Below are 16,925 nucleotides of genomic sequence, written 5' to 3'. Positions count from 1 at the left end.
ATCACTCCCTGGTCTCTGTGATGTCGACGTTTCCGATGAACGTCCAGACGCGGACCGTGGTGACCTCAGAGGCGCCTCGATCGCCGTACTCGGCGTCGTCTCCGTAGAACATGCCCCCGCGGTGGTTCTCATCACCCTCGCCCGGACGATCCATTCCGCCGATGAAGGCGTTCACCTCGACGAGTGTCTTGGCCTCGTCTGGCACGATCAGCTCGAGGTTGCCGAAGGCGAGCCAGACGTCGACGACCCCTCCGGTCTCTGCCGCACGAGCCTCATCGAGATCGGCGAGGTCGAGCGTGGCGTCACCGGCGAACATCGCATAGCCCCTCTCGTCTGAGGGAGCGATTTCGCTCGTGCTCCAGTTGGCCTTGCCGAACGGCATCACCTGAGTCGACCGCGGGAACACCCCTGTGAATAGCATGCCGATCACCGCGATCACGGCGAAGAAGCCGAGCCATCCGCTCTCTCTGCCTCTGATGCCGGCCACGATCGTCGCGATCGCTATCACTCCGAGTGCGGCCCCCAGGCCGACGAGCGTCGTATGGTCGTTCCAGTCACCGGAGCGTGTGGCCAGCGACGCGGCCACAGCACCGGCGACAACGGCGAGGCCGAGTGCGATCGCCACGAACGCCGCACCGGGCTGCCGCAGCTTTCTGCGTTCGGCATGCTCTCTGGCCGCGCGGTCGATGTCTGCGCTCATGCGTTCCCCCTGTGCGCCTATGCGTTCCCCCCAGGCTCCGGTTCGCTCGCCCCAGGTGCCGGCCCATTCGCCCCAGTCCCCTGGACGTGTGCCCCCGTACGGATCGAATCCGTGTCGACTCTGTCCGTACTCGTCTCCGCCGGCCTCAGGGCGGCCACTGCCGCCGCTGCCGAACGGAACCTGTCCCGCTCCCGCGGTCTGGTCAGGGTCTGCCTGTGCACCGGGTCTGCCCGGAGCATCTTCGGGCACCGTGTTTCCTGCGGTATCAGGTGCAGGATGCCGCGCGCCGGCATCCTGCGAAAAGGCTGCTCCGGTCGTGCCCGCAGTCCAGGTCACACCGGTTGCGGCTCCCTGCGGAGGCCGCGGCGGTGTTGCCTGCGGGCTCGTCCAGAACTCCGAGTGCGAACGGCCGCCACCGTGAGGCGCACCACCGTTCCGCGACTGCGGCGCGCGGCGCGCGATATAGACGATGAGCCAGATGACGCCGGCGACCAACGCGAGGACCCACCCGGTGCGCATCGTGGCTTCGAGCCAGTCGGGCATGTTCCACCAGACCGGAGGTCCCTGCCACCAGATGCCGCGCATAAACGGAAGGAAGGTCAGGGCGACGAACGCAGCGATGACGATGATCGCGGGGTCGAAGACGCCTCTGAAGAGCCGTTCCACGTGGATATTCCCTCTGGCGTCCGGCATCAGCGCCCAACCTGCTGCATAGGCGAGAAAAACCGGTCCGCCGAGCAGCGCGACGACTATCGCGATGCCGCGGATGATCATGGGGTCGAGTCCCGTACGCTGGGCGATGCCGGCGCACACTCCGGCGAGCCAGCGGTCATCCGCTCGTCGCAGACCGGAGTTGCGGATCCAGTCGAAGAAGTTCGTCGGCCGCTCGTCGTGAGCGGTGCCGTGACCGCCGGGCGCCTGACCGTTCGGCGCCTGACCGTTCGCCCCGTTCGGCGCCTGCCCGGCGTCCCGGTCCGCTCCCCGGCGGTCGTCGGCGTTCTGGCCGGAGTTGTCTCTGGTTGCCTCGTTCATGCTTCGAGTCTGGCGGCGGCACCACCCTCGCACTATCGGGTATCACCCTGATCCGTCCCTGAGCTGGTGTGACGCGATGTGGGGGTGCACAACTTCGGAGATTCACCGAAGAATGCTCTTTTCACCGGCAGTGTCACCCCATCCGCCTGCGATCTCCGAGGTTGTGTACGGGTTCACCCTGAACTTCGTCTCTGGGCGATGCGCGTTGCACAGGCCCGTGCTTGTATTGAGCCATGCAGAACCCTGTGACCGCCACGCTGACCAGGCCTCGCCTGAGGCTCGTCGGCGGTGTGTGCGCGGGTTTCGCCCAGCACACGGGAGCGCCGGTTGCCGTCGTTCGGACGGCAACACTCGTGCTCACCCTCTGCGGCGGCGCCGGAGCCCTGCTCTATGCCTGGCTGTGGGCGACGACACCGACGGTGACGGCAACCGACCGTCCGTTGCGGAGCACCCTGGTTCGCCCGCACGAGCAGAGGCCTGACCCGGAACAGGACGCCGCCATCGGCATCCGCTCTGCACCGATCACCGAGATCCTGCTCGGCGTCGCGCTGATCGCCGCGGGCGCAGCGCTCGTGGCCTCACGACTGGGGGCGGATGTCCCCCTCGATTTCGTTGTGCCCGCCATCGTTGTGCTTGCCGGCACCGGGCTGGCCTGGCGGCAGTTCGACGACCTGCGCCACGGCACCACCACGAGGTCGTCTGCGATGCTCGTGCGGGTGCTCGGCGCGCTCGTGCTCGTCGCGCTCGGCATTCTGCTCTTCTTCGTCACGGGCTCAGAGCCCAACGTCTGGACCGTGTTCGCCGCCGCGATAGCTGTGCTCGTCGGTGTCGCCGTTGTCGTGGCGCCCTGGCTCGTGCGGCTGAACCACGACCTGGCCGAAGAGCGCGCCGCGCGCTCGCGAGAGCTCGAACGTGCGGAGATCGCCGCCCACCTGCACGACTCCGTGCTGCAGACCCTCGCCCTCATCCAGCAGAAGTCACCGCACAGCGAGGCCTCTCGCCTGGCTCGGGCACAGGAACGCGAGCTGCGCGAATGGCTCTTCGAGAGCGCGAGCGGTTCGAGCTCCGACCTGGCAGGCGAGATCCGGGCGATAGCGGCCACAATCGAGCAGGACTATGCGGCCCAGATCGACATCGTCACAACCGGAACGGTGTCTGGCACCGTTCCCGACGGCTTCGTCGCGGCTGCGCGTGAAGCCATGCTCAACGCGGCCAGGCACGCCGGCGGCACCGTCTCGGTCTATCTGGAGGCATCCTCAGACCGCATCGAACTCACCGTCACCGACCGCGGTCCCGGTTTCACACTCGATGACATTCCCACCGATCGAATGGGCGTCAAGGAGTCGATCATCGGAAGGATGCATCGCATCGGAGGCACGGCGACGCTTCACCCGGGGCCGGGCGGCAGCGGCGCAGAGGTGCGGCTGGCGCTGCGACTCGCCGCGACAACCCGACAGGCAGGCACCCCATCATGACCGGGACGGAACGCACGCTCACCGTTGTGATCGTCGACGACCACTCCATCTTCCGGTCCGGTCTGCGCGCAGATCTCGACCCCGACATCGATGTGCTCGGCGAGGCCGCGACAGTCGACGAGGCGATCTCACTGATCGCCGAGGCCAGGCCTCGAGTGGTGCTGCTCGACGTGCACCTTCCCGGCGGCACAGGAGGCGGTGGTGCCGAGGTGATCAGGCAGAGTGCAGCGCGGGTGCCCGGCACTCTCTTTCTGGCACTGAGTGTGTCTGATGCTGCCGACGACGTTGTGAGCGTCATTCGCGCAGGCGCACGCGGATACATCACCAAGAGCGCCTCTGGTGCAGACGTGTCGGATGCTGCGCGACGCGTCGCAGACGGCGACGCCGTGTTCTCACCGCGCCTCGCGGGTTTTGTGCTGGATGCCTTCGGCGCGGTCTCGGGCGAGACCGCGCAGGCGTCAGACGAACTCGATCGCCTCTCGGCGCGCGAACAAGAGGTCATGCGGCTGATCGCACGCGGATACGCCTATAAAGAAGTGGCGGCAGAGCTCTTCATCTCGGTGAAGACCGTCGAGACGCATGTGTCGAATGTTCTGCGCAAACTGCAGCTCTCGTCGCGGCACGAGCTCACCGCGTGGGCGCTCGAGCGCAAACTGCTGTGAGGCGGGTGCGGCACAACCGGCACCCCTCGGTTCACCCCGGATCGCTATGATGAACGGCATGACCGACCCGAAGCATCCAGAAGGCACACAGGACCCGAACCAGCCCGCCGAATCGCAGGCGCAGTTCCAGGGCACATCGGTTCCCCCGCCGCCCGTTCCGCCCGCGTATGGCCAGGAATCGCAGTTCCCGCCCGCTCCCCCATACGGACAGCCCTCCCCGGAGCAGGGCAACCAGCAGCCGCAGCCCGGGTACGAGCAGTACCCCCAGAACGACTACGCACAGCAGGGCTACCAGCAGGCGCCGCCTCCCGGTTACGGGCAGCAGCCGTACGGTTACCAGCCGTACGGCTACCAGCAGCCGTACGACCCGAACGCCAAGAGCCGCCTCGCCGCCGGTCTGTTCGGCATCTTCCTCGGTGCCTTCGGTGTGCACCGCTTCTATCTGGGCTACGTGGGCATCGGCGTCGCGCAGGTGCTCATCACGGTTCTGTCTCTCGGCATGCTCTCGTTCGTCAGTGCGATCTGGGGCCTCGTCGAGGGCATCATGATCCTCGCGCGCACGCAGAACTTCAACACGGATGCCACGGGTCGCCCCCTGCGCGACTGACGTCACCACGATCACCACTGAACGGCTCTTCGGCACTGAACGGCTCTTCGGCACTGAACGGCTCTTCGGCACTGAGGCGAGGAGCCGTTCGTGCATTCTGTGGATGCCCGGGCGCATCGCGTCGTTCTCCGACCGTTCACCGTGTGACGCTAGCCTGACGACATGACTTCACAGCCCGAAGCCGATGACAACGATGTCGCGGACACAAGACTCCCGCTGATCGCAGGTGAACCCCCGGCCGAAGCCATCGGGCACGGCCCGCCTGACGGTCCACAGGCATCCGATCGGGAGCAGGCATCGGGCGAGCACAAGATCCCGCGCAAGCGCGTGGTCTCGTGGGCGCTGTGGGACTGGGGATCCGCCTCGTTCAATGCGGTGGTGACGACCTTCGTCTTCAGCGCCTACCTGGCGAGCAATCTGTTCGTCGACCCGGCCGTCGTCGACGCCGCGACCGATGCGGCGGGTGAGCGCGCACTGGATGCCGCGCTCGCGGCGAACGCGACGCTGATCGGCACCGCTCTCCTGATCGCCGGTGTGCTCGTCGCCCTGTTCGCACCCGTGATGGGGCAGCGGTCAGACGGTTCGGGCAGACGCAAGTTCTGGCTCGGTGTGAACACCCTGCTCGTGTGCCTGGCGATGGGGGCGATGTTCTTCGTCGAGGGCGCACCGGCATACCTCGTTCTGGGGGCTGTGCTGCTCGCGGTCGGAAACGTGTTCTTCGAGTTCGCGGATGTCAACTACAACGCCATGCTCGTGCAGGTGTCGAACCGCGGCAACGTCGGAAGGATCTCCGGCCTCGGCTGGGGACTCGGCTACGTCGGCGGCATCGTTCTGCTCGCGCTGCTCCTGCTGCTCTTCATCCAGGGCTTCGGAGTCGACGGGCAGGCCGGGGTGCTCGGCATCACCACTGAAGCCGGCCTGAACATCCGCCTCTCGATAGTTCTCGCCGCCGTCTGGTTCGCGGTGTTCGCTCTTCCGCTGATGTTCGCTGTGCCCGAGATCCCGGCGCGCGCACAAGCACACCGTGTGAGCTTTTTCACGTCGTACGCGATCCTCTTCCGCACCATCCGCACCCTCGCGAAGAAGAGCCCTCAGGTGCTGCTCTTTCTCGTGGCCAGTGCTGTGTTCCGCGACGGCCTCGCCGGCGTTTTCACCTTCGGCGCCATCATCGCGGCAGTCGTCTTCGGGTTCAGCTCGTCCGAGGTACTCTACTTCGCGGTCGCCGCGAACGTCGTCGCCGGCATCGGCACCTTCGCGGGCGGATGGCTCGACGACCGCCTCGGGGCGAAGAGAATCATCATCGGGTCTCTCGTCGGGCTCGTCCTCGCCGGCACATCGGTGCTCTTCATCGGCGACGCGCAGGCGGGCTTCTGGGTAGCCGGGCTGTTCCTCTGCCTGTTCGTCGGCCCGGTCCAGTCTGCGAGCCGCAGCTTTCTCTCGCGCATCATCCCACGCGGGCGCGAGGGCGAGATCTTCGGGCTCTACGCCACGACCGGCCGGGCCGTGAGCTTTCTCGCACCCGGCCTCTTCGCGCTCTTCGTCGGCATAACGGGAGACACCCGCTTCGGCATCCTGGGCATCGTGATCGTTCTGCTCGCCGGGCTCGTGCTGATGATTCCCGTCAGGCCGAAACCGGCCGAGATCGACTAGCGGGTCTCTCAAAGCTGTGACGAGTGCCCAAGCTGTGACGAGTGCACGGCTCGTGAGGGGGATGCAGGGCGGAGCCCGAAGATCGCGCGGGTTCGCGGGTCACAGGTCGGCGGCGCCGCCGACCTCCGCGACGCGCAACGGGCTGGAGTTGTGAAGAACACATGTCAGCTGTTTCGTCCGCAACGGGGACTAATCCGCGTGTCAGGGTGTTGTTATGACCATGACTCTCAACGACATCCCCGTGACCACCATCGACGGCGAGACGAAGACCCTCGCGGAATGGGGCGACAAGGTCAAGCTCATCGTCAACGTCGCGTCGCGCTGCGGGCTCGCCCCTCAGTACGAGAAGCTCGAAGAGCTGCAGAAGACCTATGGCGAGCGCGGCTTCACGGTGCTCGGGTTTCCGAGCAACCAGTTTCTGCAGGAGCTCGGTGACAACAACAAGATCAAGGAATACTGCTCAACGACCTGGGGCGTGACCTTCCCGATGTTCGACCGTGTGAAGGTCAACGGCAGGTCACGGCATCCGCTCTATGCCGAGCTGACCAGAACCCCGGATGCCGATGGCAAGGCGGGCAATGTGAAGTGGAACTTCGAGAAGTTCCTCGTCACACCGGACGGGCAGGTGCACCGCTTCCGCCCGACCGTCGAGCCGGATGCTCCCCAGATCGTCGAGCTGATCGAGGCGTCGCTGCCCGCCTGATGCCGTGGCGCCTGATGCCGTGGATGTACGTGACATTTCCGGCCCCAGGTGCCCGCTGCAACGCGCACATACGTCCGGAAAGGTCACTGAGACAGGCAGCACGCCTGCGGGCTCAACGTGACGAAGTCGGCGCGTCGATCGCGTCGAGGGCGTCCGGCAGTTCTGTGATGAGCCCGACGGCGCCGGCCGGATGCGTTTCGAGCACCTGGTCCCACCCGTATCCGCGCCTGCGCATCAGCACACAGGCGAGGGCATCACCCCAGACGGCCGTCACGAGGGTGCTCCCCATGGCGATGACCCCGCCCGGGTCGGCATCACCCTCTGTGGTGAGCGTCACCGTGATGTCGGCCAGCGTGCCGAAAGTGGACGCCGCTTCCGCCGTCAGCGCGACGACGGTCACCGAGCGCTTCTGGGCACGTCGGCACAGGTCGTTGATCTCTGCCGATTCTCCCCCGCGCGAGATCGCGATCAGCACGTCGCCCGGCGCGAGCACACCCATCGTTCCGTGGAGCGCATCCATCGGGTGGATGAACGCGGACGGCGTTCCGCAGACGGCGAGAAGGTGCGCCATGCGGCGGGCGATCGTGCCCGACGTTCCCGAGCCGGTCACGAACACCTTGCCGGTGCAGGCATAGAGCAGATCGGCGACCTGCGTGAACGTGTCGTCGATCTGCGAGGCGACGGCGAGAACGCCGGCTGCCTCGCTTCGCACCACCTCTCTGGCCACCTCGAGTGCCGATGGTGTGGAGTCCGTCATAGTTGTCCTTTCATCACGGGTGAGCTCATCAGGGTGAGCGCTGGATCACGAGGATCGGCCGCCGCGTCACGCGGCGTCCCACGCCAGGTGACGCAGCGAAGCGGCGCTCAACGTCGCCGGGTCGAGAAGCTCGCCCGTCGCCGAGCCCCCGCTCATCACCATGACGTCGTCTGCGACGTCGCAGATCTCTTCTTCTTCACTCGAGACGATGATCACCGTCAGCCCGTCGTCGGCGGCGAGCCTGCGGATGATGCGGTGGATCTCGGCCTTCACCCCGAGGTCGACACCCTTCGTCGGCTCGTCGAGCAACAGCACCTTCGGATGCTGCGCCAAGGCCCGGGCGAGCAGAACCTTCTGCTGATTGCCCCCGGACAGACTGACGATCGGCGCCGTGCGGTCACCCTTCACCTTCAGGCGGTCCATCAGCTCGGTGGCATTGCTTCTGAGCGCGCGCCGGTCGAGGAGCCCCGCGCGATAGTTGCGCCTCAACACGGGGAGCATGGTGTTGAGCGATGAATCGAGCAGCGGCACGATGCCGTCGATCTTGCGCTCCTCGGTGACGTAGACGACGCCGGCCCTCATCGCTGCTCCCGCATCGCGCGGACGGTAGGGGCGTCCGAACAGCTCGATCGACCCCTCGTGAACGGCTTCGAGCCCGACCAGTGTGCGCAGCAGCTCTGTGCGCCCCGCACCGACGAGCCCGTAGATGCCGAGAACGCGCCCGGCCCGGGCTTCGAGCTCCACACCGTTCAGGGCGGAGGATCGGAGCCCGCTCACGCGGAGGGTGACCTCTGACGCGGCACGCTCCGCCTCGTGCTCACTGCGGTCGATGGCCACCGGCGAGCTCGCGACGGCGTCCTCGCCCGCTATCGCATGAACGACATCCGCTCGGCTCACCGACGAGACGGCGGCGTCGATCCGCACCTCGCCGTCGACGAGGGCGATGATCCTCGATGCCACCGCGTAGAGCTCTTCGAGCTTGTGATTGACGAGCACGATCCCGAGGCCCTGGTCGGCCATCGTGCTGACCAGGTCGAGGAACCTGTTGATCTGGGACCCCTCGAGACTCGTTGTCGGCTCGTCGAGAAGCAGATATCGCGCTTTCCTGTGCGTGGCGATCGCCACCTCGAGAAGCTGCCGCGTTGCGACGGGGTATGCGCCGACCTTGCGGTCGACATCGACGTCGAGCCCGAATGAGCGCACCAGGTCGTTGGCCTGCTCCTTCATGGCCTCACGGCTGAGAAAACCTGCTCGGCGAAGCTCGGCGCCGAGAAACACGTTCTGCGTGACCGTGAGGTTCGGCAGCAGAGAGAGCTCCTGATAGACGGTCGCGATGCCGGCGGCGATCGCATCTGCCGGCGAGCCGAGCGGAGCAGGTCTTCCGTCGACCCGCACCTCGCCGGAGTCCGGCTTGACGGCGCCGGAGATCACCCGCATCAGCGTCGATTTGCCCGCGCCGTTGTGCCCAACGAGCCCGACGACCTCGCCGGGGCGAACGGCGACGGACACACCCTTGAGCACGATCTGGCCCGAGTAGCTCTTCACAACGTCGTCGACCTCGAGCCCACCCGCTCTCATGCGCTCGTCCATCGCCGTCGCCTCCACGACTACCCGACCTCGCCCGGTGCCGGTGTCTCGCCCGTCACGAACATCTTCAGCGGAAGCAGGATCTCGGGCTCGGGTGTCGCCCCGTCGAGCCAGCCCTTGACCTGCTCGACGACCTGGCGTCCGTATGACTCCGGTTCCTGAGCGACGCAGCCGGCATACTGACCGGTGAGCGGCTCTTCTGATGCGCAGAACCCGTACAGCGCCACACTCGTGTTGCCGCCGAGCGCCTGCAGCGCCCCGTAGGTTGCCGGGCCGGTGCTCGCGAAGATCACGTTGAGATCCGGGTTGCCAGACAGCAGCTCGGTTGTCGCCTTCAGGCTGTCGTCCGGCTTCACGTTGCCGTCGACCTTTGCCACGACCTCGGCGTTGCCGTTCTCAGAGATGGTCTCTTCGAAACCGCTATCGCGTTCGAGGGTGGGCACCTCGTCTGGTTCGGTCACGAAGCCGATTGTGAGCGCGGCGTCCTCACCGAGATCGGTGAGCACCTGCTCGGCCATCTGGGCGCCGCCCGCATAGTTGTCGGCGCCGAGGTACTGCACGACCTGAGCGCCCTGCGCCTCGAGCGCCTCTTCCGACACCGTCACGTTCACCGTGAAGACCGGAACCCCCGCTTCGTTCGCCGCCTTCACGATCGCCGCAGCCGGGTCGGATTTCACAGCGTTGAGCGCAAGAGCGCACGGCTGCTTCTGCAGCATCGCCTGCACCTGCGACAGCTGAGCGGCATCGTCGTCGTTCGCGATCTGAACTTCGACGTCGAAGCCCTGGGCCTCGCCCTCTTCTTCGAACCCCTGCTTCATGGCCACGTAGTAGGGGTTCGTGAGGTTCGGCAGAGCCACGGCGAGGTAGGGGTTCTCTTCGTCGCACGCTGCAGGGCGCGGGATCGATCCGTCGTCTGAGCCGGCGGATCCGTCACCTGTGCCGGTGTCGAGCGCTCCGCTGCAGCCCGACAGCAGCAGTGCGAGAGCGGCGAGCGATGACATCAATGCGATGCGTCTTTGCATGGGATATCTCCTGTTTCTCTGGTGGTGGGAATTACGTTGTGACGGATGCCTGTGCCGTCGGTTTTCCGCGCATGCGTCTCAGAAGCTCCGAGACCGACAGCTGGCGCCGGTGGGTGTCGATGATGACGCCGATGAGAATGATGACGCCGATCACAAGCGGCTGCCAGTAGCTCTCGACACCGATCACGTTCATGCCGTTCGACACCGTCGCAATCAGCACGGCTCCGAGCAGGGCACCGCCGATCGTGCCGATGCCCCCGAAGAGACTGACACCGCCGACGACGGCTGCGGCGATCGAATAGAAGAGCTCGTTTCCCGAGCCTGCGCTCGGATAGCCCACCATCAGCCTGCTCGTGGTGATCAGTCCGCCCATCGCCGCGCAGAGCCCGCTCATCGCGTAGGCCAGCATGATCACGCGGCCGCTGCGCACACCGGCAAGGCGGCTCGTCTCGGCGTTGCCGCCGACGGAATAGATGTGCACGCCGGTGGCGGTGAAGCGCAGCAGAACACTGAAGACGACCGCCGCCAGGGCCACGAGCACCACGGGCATCGGGATCCCGAAGAGTGCGCCGCGGCCGATGATCGCGAAGAACGGGTCTCGCACGTTCACCGAGTTGGCGCTCGTGAGAATGAGGGGGATGCTTGCGGCGACTCCGAAGGTGGCGAATGTCACGATGAACGGCGGCAGCTTCAGGTAGTGCACGAACGCGCCGTTCATCGCGCCGACGGCGAGCCCGACGACGATGGCCGCGAGCGCGGCCAGGTACCAGGGGGCACCGCCGGCCGTGATGAGAGCGGCGACCATACCGGTGAGGGCGATGTTGGATCCGGTCGACAGGTCGATGCCGCCCGTCAACAGCACAAACGTCTGCCCGAGGGCCAGAAACGCGATCACCGCGCCGTTGAGCAGCAGGATCTGCGCGTTGTCGATCGTGCGGAACGTCGGCGACATGATGCTGAGCGCCACGGCCACGAGCACAACCACCGCCGCGATGCCGACTTCGTTGGGTATCCGTCGCCGCATCTGTCTGCCTCCTCGCAGGTGTTCCTCTGGGCGGAAAGCCCGGTTTCTCTATCGCTTGCTCATTTGAGCAGAAATTTCGCTCATCTGTCCCGCCATACTAGAGTGATTGTTGCAGAGCTGCAAGCCGCGCCATGCCAGACGGAAAGGCGACGAATGGATCACAACCAGCGCGCGTCATCCGCGCCGTCAGAAGACATCTCACCCTCTGAGCGATCGAGGGTTCTCGCCGCCGCCCGCCTGTTCTACCTCGAAGACCGAAGCAAGATCGAGATCGCCGACTCCCTGGGCGTCTCGCGGTTCAAGGTCGCGCGGATGCTCGAGCTCGCCAAGTCGCTCGGCCTCATCACCATCACGCTCAACGACGAGGGCATCATCGACGAGGCGCTGTCGGCCGAACTCGCCGATCACCTCGGTCTGAGAGAGGCGGTTGTGGTCGAGGTCCACGGCGACGACGACGCCGCCAGGCACGAGGTGGGACGAGCCGCCGCTGAGCTGCTGAGCACAACACTGACCGATGGCGAGGTGCTCGGCATGAGCTGGGGCCGCACCCTCAGTGCCATGACCGAGTCACTGCCCAATCTGCCCGCCATGTCGATCGTGCAGCTGACGGGAGCGGCCGGAGCGAACATCTACCAGTCTCCCGTCGAACTTGTGCGCAAGGTCGCACAAAACTCAGGTGGCTCTGCGCATCCGATCTTCGCACCGCTGGTTGTGGGCGATCCAGAGATCGCCGCCGCGCTGCGGAGCCAGTCGGACATCGCGAAGGCGCTGGCGATGTTCTCAGAGATCACCACCGCCGTGATGTCGATCGGTGCGTGGTCGCCGCCCGAATCCCAGCTCTACGAGTCGGTTCACCCCGAGCACCGCGATGCCCTGGTCGCACGAGGGGTGGTCGCCGAGATCGCTTCGACGCTGGTCGCTGCCGACGGCTCGGAGATCGCTCCAGACTTCGCCGAGCGCTGCATCTCGGTCACCTCCGAGCAGCTGCGCCGGATCCCTCGAGTGATCGCGGTGGCGGCGGGAGCCCGCAAGGCCCTTGCCGTGGCATCCGTCGCCCGCGCCGGCCTGATCTCGGGGATCGTGACCGATCGCGCGCTGGCCGAGCAGATTCTGGGTCGTGGCCCCCGCGGCGAGGAGTGAGCGGTGCCCGCCCCGCCACCCCCCTCTTCGCCCCGCCAGCCCCCTTCGCCCCGCCAGCCCCCTCTTCGCCCGCTCTAGGTGACGTTTCCGGACGTAAGTGGCCGAACTATCGCGCACCTGCGTCCGGAAACGTCACCTAGAGCGGGGTACGAGGGCGGGGGCTCACAGCCCGTCAGGCGAAGCCGAAAAGCGGTGGCACGACGAGCACGACCACAAGCGCCCACGCGCCGAACACCGGGAGGTATCCGGTCTGCCAGCGCTCGAGCCGCACAGCCGGCGCCTTGCCCATCAGCAGGCGAACGATGAGCCAGGCGGCAACCGCGAGATTCACGAGCAGCACCAGGTTCAGCCCGAGTGCGGCCACGCGGTTCGCAGTGAAGCCGAACTCACCCACTCGAGCCAGCATGGAGCCGAGCACAAGTGCATCGAGCACGATCGCTGCACCGACCGCGACGAGGCGCAGAACATCCATCACACCGCCCGCACGCCTCGTGTCCCGCGCCGAGATGCCATAGACGACGAGGGCGACGACCACGAGCAACAGCACGTCGAACACCGTCAGCAGGTCGCGGTCGAAGTCACGCCCGACACCGGCGACGGCATAGACGACAACGGAGACCAACAGCATCACGGCGAACAGGGGCGTGAAGATCACGGTCAGCACAGGCGCCAGATTCTCGATGATGCTCTTCTTCGCCTCGACGAGCCATGCTGCAACCAGCACGGCGCCCGCTGCCCCCGAGGGAAGCACCCACGCCATCACCTCGGATATCGCGCCCGGGGCGATCGGTGCGAGCACAAGAGAGGTCAGACCCAGCAGTACCGCGCCGCCGAGGGCGATGAGTGCGTAATAGATCGCCCATTCACCCGTGAATCTGATGAAGTCCATACGGCGAGAGGATGACCGCACGTCACCTCTCACATAGGCGAAGCCGACGACGAACCAGAGCACGATCGGCAGGTGGATCGCGACGAGCGCGTCTGTGCTCGCGCCCGGTGCGAACGGAAAAACGTTGACCACGCTCCCCAGCACCGCAAACGTCAGCACAAGCCCGAGCGCCTGTCCCCACGAGACCCGCCGCACCACCGCGAAGTATCCGGCGAGAACGGGCAGCACGAAGAAGCTGAGATCCCGAACGAACCATAGACCGTTCGTGCCAGGCATCTGCGCAAGAAGACGGGCGGCCTGTATGAGCACGGCGGCGAGTGCGGCGAACCCGAGCATCGTCAGGATCGACCTGCTCGATTGACTCGGTTGATTCGATTGGCTCGACGAACGCCCTCCGCTCGCCGAGGGCGACAGGGCCAGTTGTTTCCACAGCCGATCGCCGTGCTCGCGGGCGAACTCCGCGGTGATGAGATCCACTTCGCCGAGCCGTTTGACGGCGATGAGGAAGGCTTCATCCGGCGAGAGCCCCGACGTCTCGAGGTCCGTGATCTGCTCCCGCAGGTGACCCTCGAGTTCGTCGGCGTCGTCTGCGTCGACGGCACGACCGCGTTCGACCGCTGTGCGCCATTGACTGATCTGGTTCTCGAGCGCATCCATGTTCATACCTCCGCGTTCATGCGCCTGCCGCGCCTGTGGCCGGGGCGGCGAGCCCCCAGAGTCCGCCGAGGGTCCGCGTCGCGGCGTCCCACTGCCGGCGCTGGTCAGCGAGCTGGGCGCGACCGGCGTCGGTGATCTCGTAATAGCGACGGCGCCTGCCCTCCGGCGACACCCCCCACTCGGCACGGATGGAACCCAGCCGTTCGAGTCGGTGGAGCAGCGGATACAGCATGCCGTCCGTCCATTCGAGATCGCCGCCAGAGAGCTCGCGCACCCTTTTGAGAATCGCGTATCCGTAGCTGGTGCCCTCGAGGAGAATGGCGAGCACAAGCGGTGTCGCCATCGCGGCGACCAGGTCCTTGTCGATGTTCATAGCGGCTGCGCCTCCGTTCCCTGCCAGCATACCTCGCAGATCTAGGCATTGCAGCTCTAGGCACGTTTCTCACAGGAAGAACAGGTGCTTCCGGTTCGATTTACTGCGTGGGCCAGATGGCGCGACGGATTCGGACGGTGTCGTCCTACACAAACGAGAGGAGAAGGGGCTCCGCGGCTACAGCCCGAGCGCAGACTCCTCCGCCGTCCCCTCAGCGCCAGGGCCGTCCTGCACAGTGTGGCCGGCGAGGGGCACGATCTGCGTGTGCACGGCGTCGAGGATGTCGTCAGGCGTCACGAAGTACTCCCACTCCAGCTCGGCCGGCGGCGCGATCCAGTTGCGTGCGCCGAGAACGATCACCGGCGCGTCGAGGTCGTCGAAGGCATCCGTCTGCACACGCGAGGCGACCGTCTGCATCCAGCTGCCGCGCAGGTTCGCGTCTGAGGCGAGCACAAGCCGGCCGGTCTTCGCCACGGACCGCAGAAGCAGTGTGTAGTCGAACGGCACCATGGAGCGCGCGTCGATGACCTCGACAGACATTCCGTGTACTGCCCGCAGCCGGTCTGCCGCCTCGAGCGCTCGGTAGAGGGCGGCGCCCACCGTCATGATCGTGAGATCCGACCCCTCGCGCACGACCGCCGGCTTGCCGATCTCGGTGGTGTAGTATTCGGCGGGCACCCCGTCGGGATGCACGGTCTCGACCTGGTCATAGAGTCTCTGGCTCTCGAAGAACACCACCGGGTCGTTGCCGGACAGCGCTGCGGCCATAAGCCCTTTGGCGTCGCGGGGTGTCGCGGGGAACACGACTTTGAGGCCGGGCACGAGCGCGACCATCGACGACCAGTCCTGTGAGTGCTGTGCGCCGTATTTGCTGCCGACGGAGACCCTGAGCACCATCGGCAGGTCGACGAGTCCGCCGCTCATCGCACGCCACTTGGCCATCTGATTGAAGATCTCGTCGCCCGCCGTGCCGATGAAGTCCGCGTACATCAGCTCGACGACGGGTCGTCCTCCGGCGAGCGCGAAGCCCACGCCAGAGCCGACTATCGTGCCCTCAGAGATCGGTGTGTTGAAGAGACGGTGGCGGGGAAGGAACTCGGTCATCCCCCGGTAGACGCCGAAGGCGCCGTCCCAATCGCGGTTCTCCTCACCCCAGAAGGCGACCCGGTCGTCGGCATCCGCGTGATGCACGAGAGGCTCGAACAGGGCGTCGCGGAAGGTGATGGCCTTCGCGCCGCTCAGAACGGTGTCGTCGACGATCCCCGTCCGGGATTTCTTCGCGAGCGCGACGACACGGCCGACCTCGGAAAGCGGCTTGAGCGTCTCGCCCTTCGGCGCGGTCTCGAGATCGACCGCCGAGTTCGAGAATGTGATGTCGCCCATGACCGTCGGGTCTTGACGCAGGCGAAGCCGCGGAGACACCGTCTGGTCTATCGCGACCTCGAGAGCCGCCGACACCGTCTCTTCTGCCCATGACCTGAGCACCGCACGGTGCTCGGCGGTTGTGACGCCGGCCTCGATGAGACGAGCGAAGTGCTCGTCGATCGGGTCGACAGCAGCCCACAGGTCGAGCTCGTCTTTGCTCCGGTAACTCGACGCGTCCGACGGCGAGTGGCCCGACTGCCGGTAGGTCTGCACATCGAGCAGCACCGGACCCGTGCCATCTGCGATGTGGCTGCGGGCATCCGTCATCGCCTGGATCACGGCGAGGGGATTGTTGCCGTCGACGGTCTGCGCGTGCATGTTGTGCACGTTGAACCCGGCTCCGAGACGGGAGAGCCTGTCGTAGGCCATCGTCTCGCCGATGGTCTGGCCGCCCATGCCATAGAAGTTGTTGACGATGAAGAACACGATCGGCAGTCCGCCGGAGTGACGCTCGTCCATCAGGGTGTGCAGCTGACCCATGCCCGCGAAGTTGAACGACTCGAGCACCGGTCCGCGGCCCGTCGCAGCGTCGCCGACGCTCGCGACGACGATGCCGGCCTGCGCACGCATGCGGTTGTGAAGCGCCGCACCCGTCGCGAGGGGGCCTGACCCGCCGACGATCGCATTGTTGGGAAGGATGCCGAGCGGCGGAAAGAACGCGTGCATGCTGCCGCCGAGCCCACGATTGAACCCGGTGCTGCGGCCGAAGGTCTCCGCCGTCATTCCGTAGAGCAGGTAGTTGATGGCCTGCTGCTCGGGGTCGGATGCCGACAGGCGAGCCTCGACGACGTTCCAGATCGCACCGTTCGACCAGTCGCGCATCGCCTGCTCGACACCGGCCGGTGTCGCCGAGGTGATGGCGGAGAGCCCTTTGGCGATGACCTCGCCGTGACTGCGGTGACTGCCGAACACACGGTCTTCGACGCCCAGTGTGAACGCCTGGCCGACGGCCGCGGCCTCCTGCCCGATCGAGAGGTGCGCCGGGCCGGCGTGCACGTAGTCGATGCCGCGATACGAGCCCTCGCGCTTGATGCTGTTGAGCATCAGCTCGAACTCGCGCACGAGGATCATGTCGCGGCCGATGCGCACGAGCGCGGCGTCGCCGTGCAGCTCGCGCTCTGCGTCGAGGTCCGGTGTGTATGCGTTGACCGGGATCGGCGCGATGTCGATGCGGCCGCCCCGACGGGCGATGGTGGGGTCGACGAGAAGTTCCTTGGCCATG

General features: G+C 66.3%; 14 protein-coding genes. 6 read left to right on the top strand and 8 right to left on the bottom strand.

Going from position 1 to position 16,925, the window contains the following annotated elements; all coding sequences use genetic code 11:
• Position 1: 1 nt before the first annotated feature.
• Complete coding sequence (locus ACYVF5_RS15885; protein ID WP_460948170.1) at positions 2–1,732, bottom strand: PspC domain-containing protein; 1,731 nt, start codon at positions 1,730–1,732, stop codon at positions 2–4.
• Between the two features lie 233 nt (positions 1,733–1,965).
• On the opposite strand from ACYVF5_RS15885, the gene ACYVF5_RS15880 reads away from it, so the two are divergent.
• From ACYVF5_RS15880 to ACYVF5_RS15860, 5 genes are all read left to right on the top strand, one after another.
• Entirely contained in the window at positions 1,966–3,207 is a 1,242-nt protein-coding gene (locus ACYVF5_RS15880; RefSeq protein ID WP_460948168.1) for an ATP-binding protein, read from the top strand.
• On the top strand, positions 3,204–3,869 hold the full coding sequence (locus ACYVF5_RS15875) for a LuxR C-terminal-related transcriptional regulator (protein ID WP_460948166.1): 666 nt from the start codon (positions 3,204–3,206) through the stop codon (positions 3,867–3,869). The genes ACYVF5_RS15880 and ACYVF5_RS15875 overlap by 4 nt, the downstream gene beginning before the upstream one ends.
• A gap of 58 nt (positions 3,870–3,927) precedes the next feature.
• Positions 3,928–4,476, top strand: a complete 549-nt coding sequence (locus ACYVF5_RS15870) for a TM2 domain-containing protein (RefSeq protein WP_460948164.1) — start codon at positions 3,928–3,930, stop codon at positions 4,474–4,476.
• A gap of 162 nt (positions 4,477–4,638) precedes the next feature.
• A complete protein-coding gene (locus ACYVF5_RS15865) occupies positions 4,639–6,126 on the top strand; it encodes an MFS transporter (RefSeq protein WP_460948162.1) in 1,488 nt (495 codons plus the stop codon).
• 220 nt (positions 6,127–6,346) lie between these two features.
• A complete protein-coding gene (locus ACYVF5_RS15860) occupies positions 6,347–6,829 on the top strand; it encodes a glutathione peroxidase (protein WP_460948408.1) in 483 nt (160 codons plus the stop codon).
• Positions 6,830–6,941: 112 nt separating this feature from the next.
• Here ACYVF5_RS15860 and ACYVF5_RS15855 read toward each other — a convergent pair whose 3' ends face one another.
• The 4 genes from ACYVF5_RS15855 to ACYVF5_RS15840 form a co-directional block, all read right to left on the bottom strand.
• Positions 6,942–7,586: an SIS domain-containing protein gene (locus ACYVF5_RS15855; protein ID WP_460948160.1), complete on the bottom strand. Its 645-nt coding sequence runs from the start codon at positions 7,584–7,586 to the stop codon at positions 6,942–6,944.
• A gap of 66 nt (positions 7,587–7,652) precedes the next feature.
• Positions 7,653–9,176, bottom strand: a complete 1,524-nt coding sequence (locus tag ACYVF5_RS15850) for a sugar ABC transporter ATP-binding protein (RefSeq protein WP_460948158.1) — start codon at positions 9,174–9,176, stop codon at positions 7,653–7,655.
• Positions 9,177–9,193: 17 nt separating this feature from the next.
• Positions 9,194–10,195 carry a substrate-binding domain-containing protein gene (locus tag ACYVF5_RS15845; protein ID WP_460948156.1) on the bottom strand — a complete coding sequence of 334 codons (1,002 nt, stop codon included), beginning with the start codon at positions 10,193–10,195 and terminating at the stop codon, positions 9,194–9,196.
• 31 nt (positions 10,196–10,226) lie between these two features.
• Positions 10,227–11,219, bottom strand: coding sequence for an ABC transporter permease (locus tag ACYVF5_RS15840; protein WP_460948154.1), 993 nt, complete (start codon positions 11,217–11,219; stop codon positions 10,227–10,229).
• 153 nt (positions 11,220–11,372) lie between these two features.
• Between ACYVF5_RS15840 and ACYVF5_RS15835 the strand changes: the two genes are divergently transcribed.
• Positions 11,373–12,359, top strand: coding sequence for a sugar-binding transcriptional regulator (locus ACYVF5_RS15835; protein WP_460948152.1), 987 nt, complete (start codon positions 11,373–11,375; stop codon positions 12,357–12,359).
• A gap of 172 nt (positions 12,360–12,531) precedes the next feature.
• Here ACYVF5_RS15835 and ACYVF5_RS15830 read toward each other — a convergent pair whose 3' ends face one another.
• The 3 genes from ACYVF5_RS15830 to ACYVF5_RS15820 form a co-directional block, all read right to left on the bottom strand.
• Positions 12,532–13,905: a permease prefix domain 1-containing protein gene (locus tag ACYVF5_RS15830; protein ID WP_460948151.1), complete on the bottom strand. Its 1,374-nt coding sequence runs from the start codon at positions 13,903–13,905 to the stop codon at positions 12,532–12,534.
• 16 nt (positions 13,906–13,921) lie between these two features.
• Positions 13,922–14,278 carry a PadR family transcriptional regulator gene (locus ACYVF5_RS15825; protein ID WP_460948149.1) on the bottom strand — a complete coding sequence of 119 codons (357 nt, stop codon included), beginning with the start codon at positions 14,276–14,278 and terminating at the stop codon, positions 13,922–13,924.
• 177 nt (positions 14,279–14,455) lie between these two features.
• Positions 14,456–16,924 carry an alpha-ketoacid dehydrogenase subunit alpha/beta gene (locus tag ACYVF5_RS15820; RefSeq protein ID WP_460948147.1) on the bottom strand — a complete coding sequence of 823 codons (2,469 nt, stop codon included), beginning with the start codon at positions 16,922–16,924 and terminating at the stop codon, positions 14,456–14,458.
• Position 16,925 lies beyond the last annotated feature (1 nt).

This window comes from Okibacterium endophyticum, from assembly GCF_054780075.1.
Note: the sequence above shows the minus strand (reverse complement) of the source record. Positions and strands in the feature narration are given on the sequence as shown.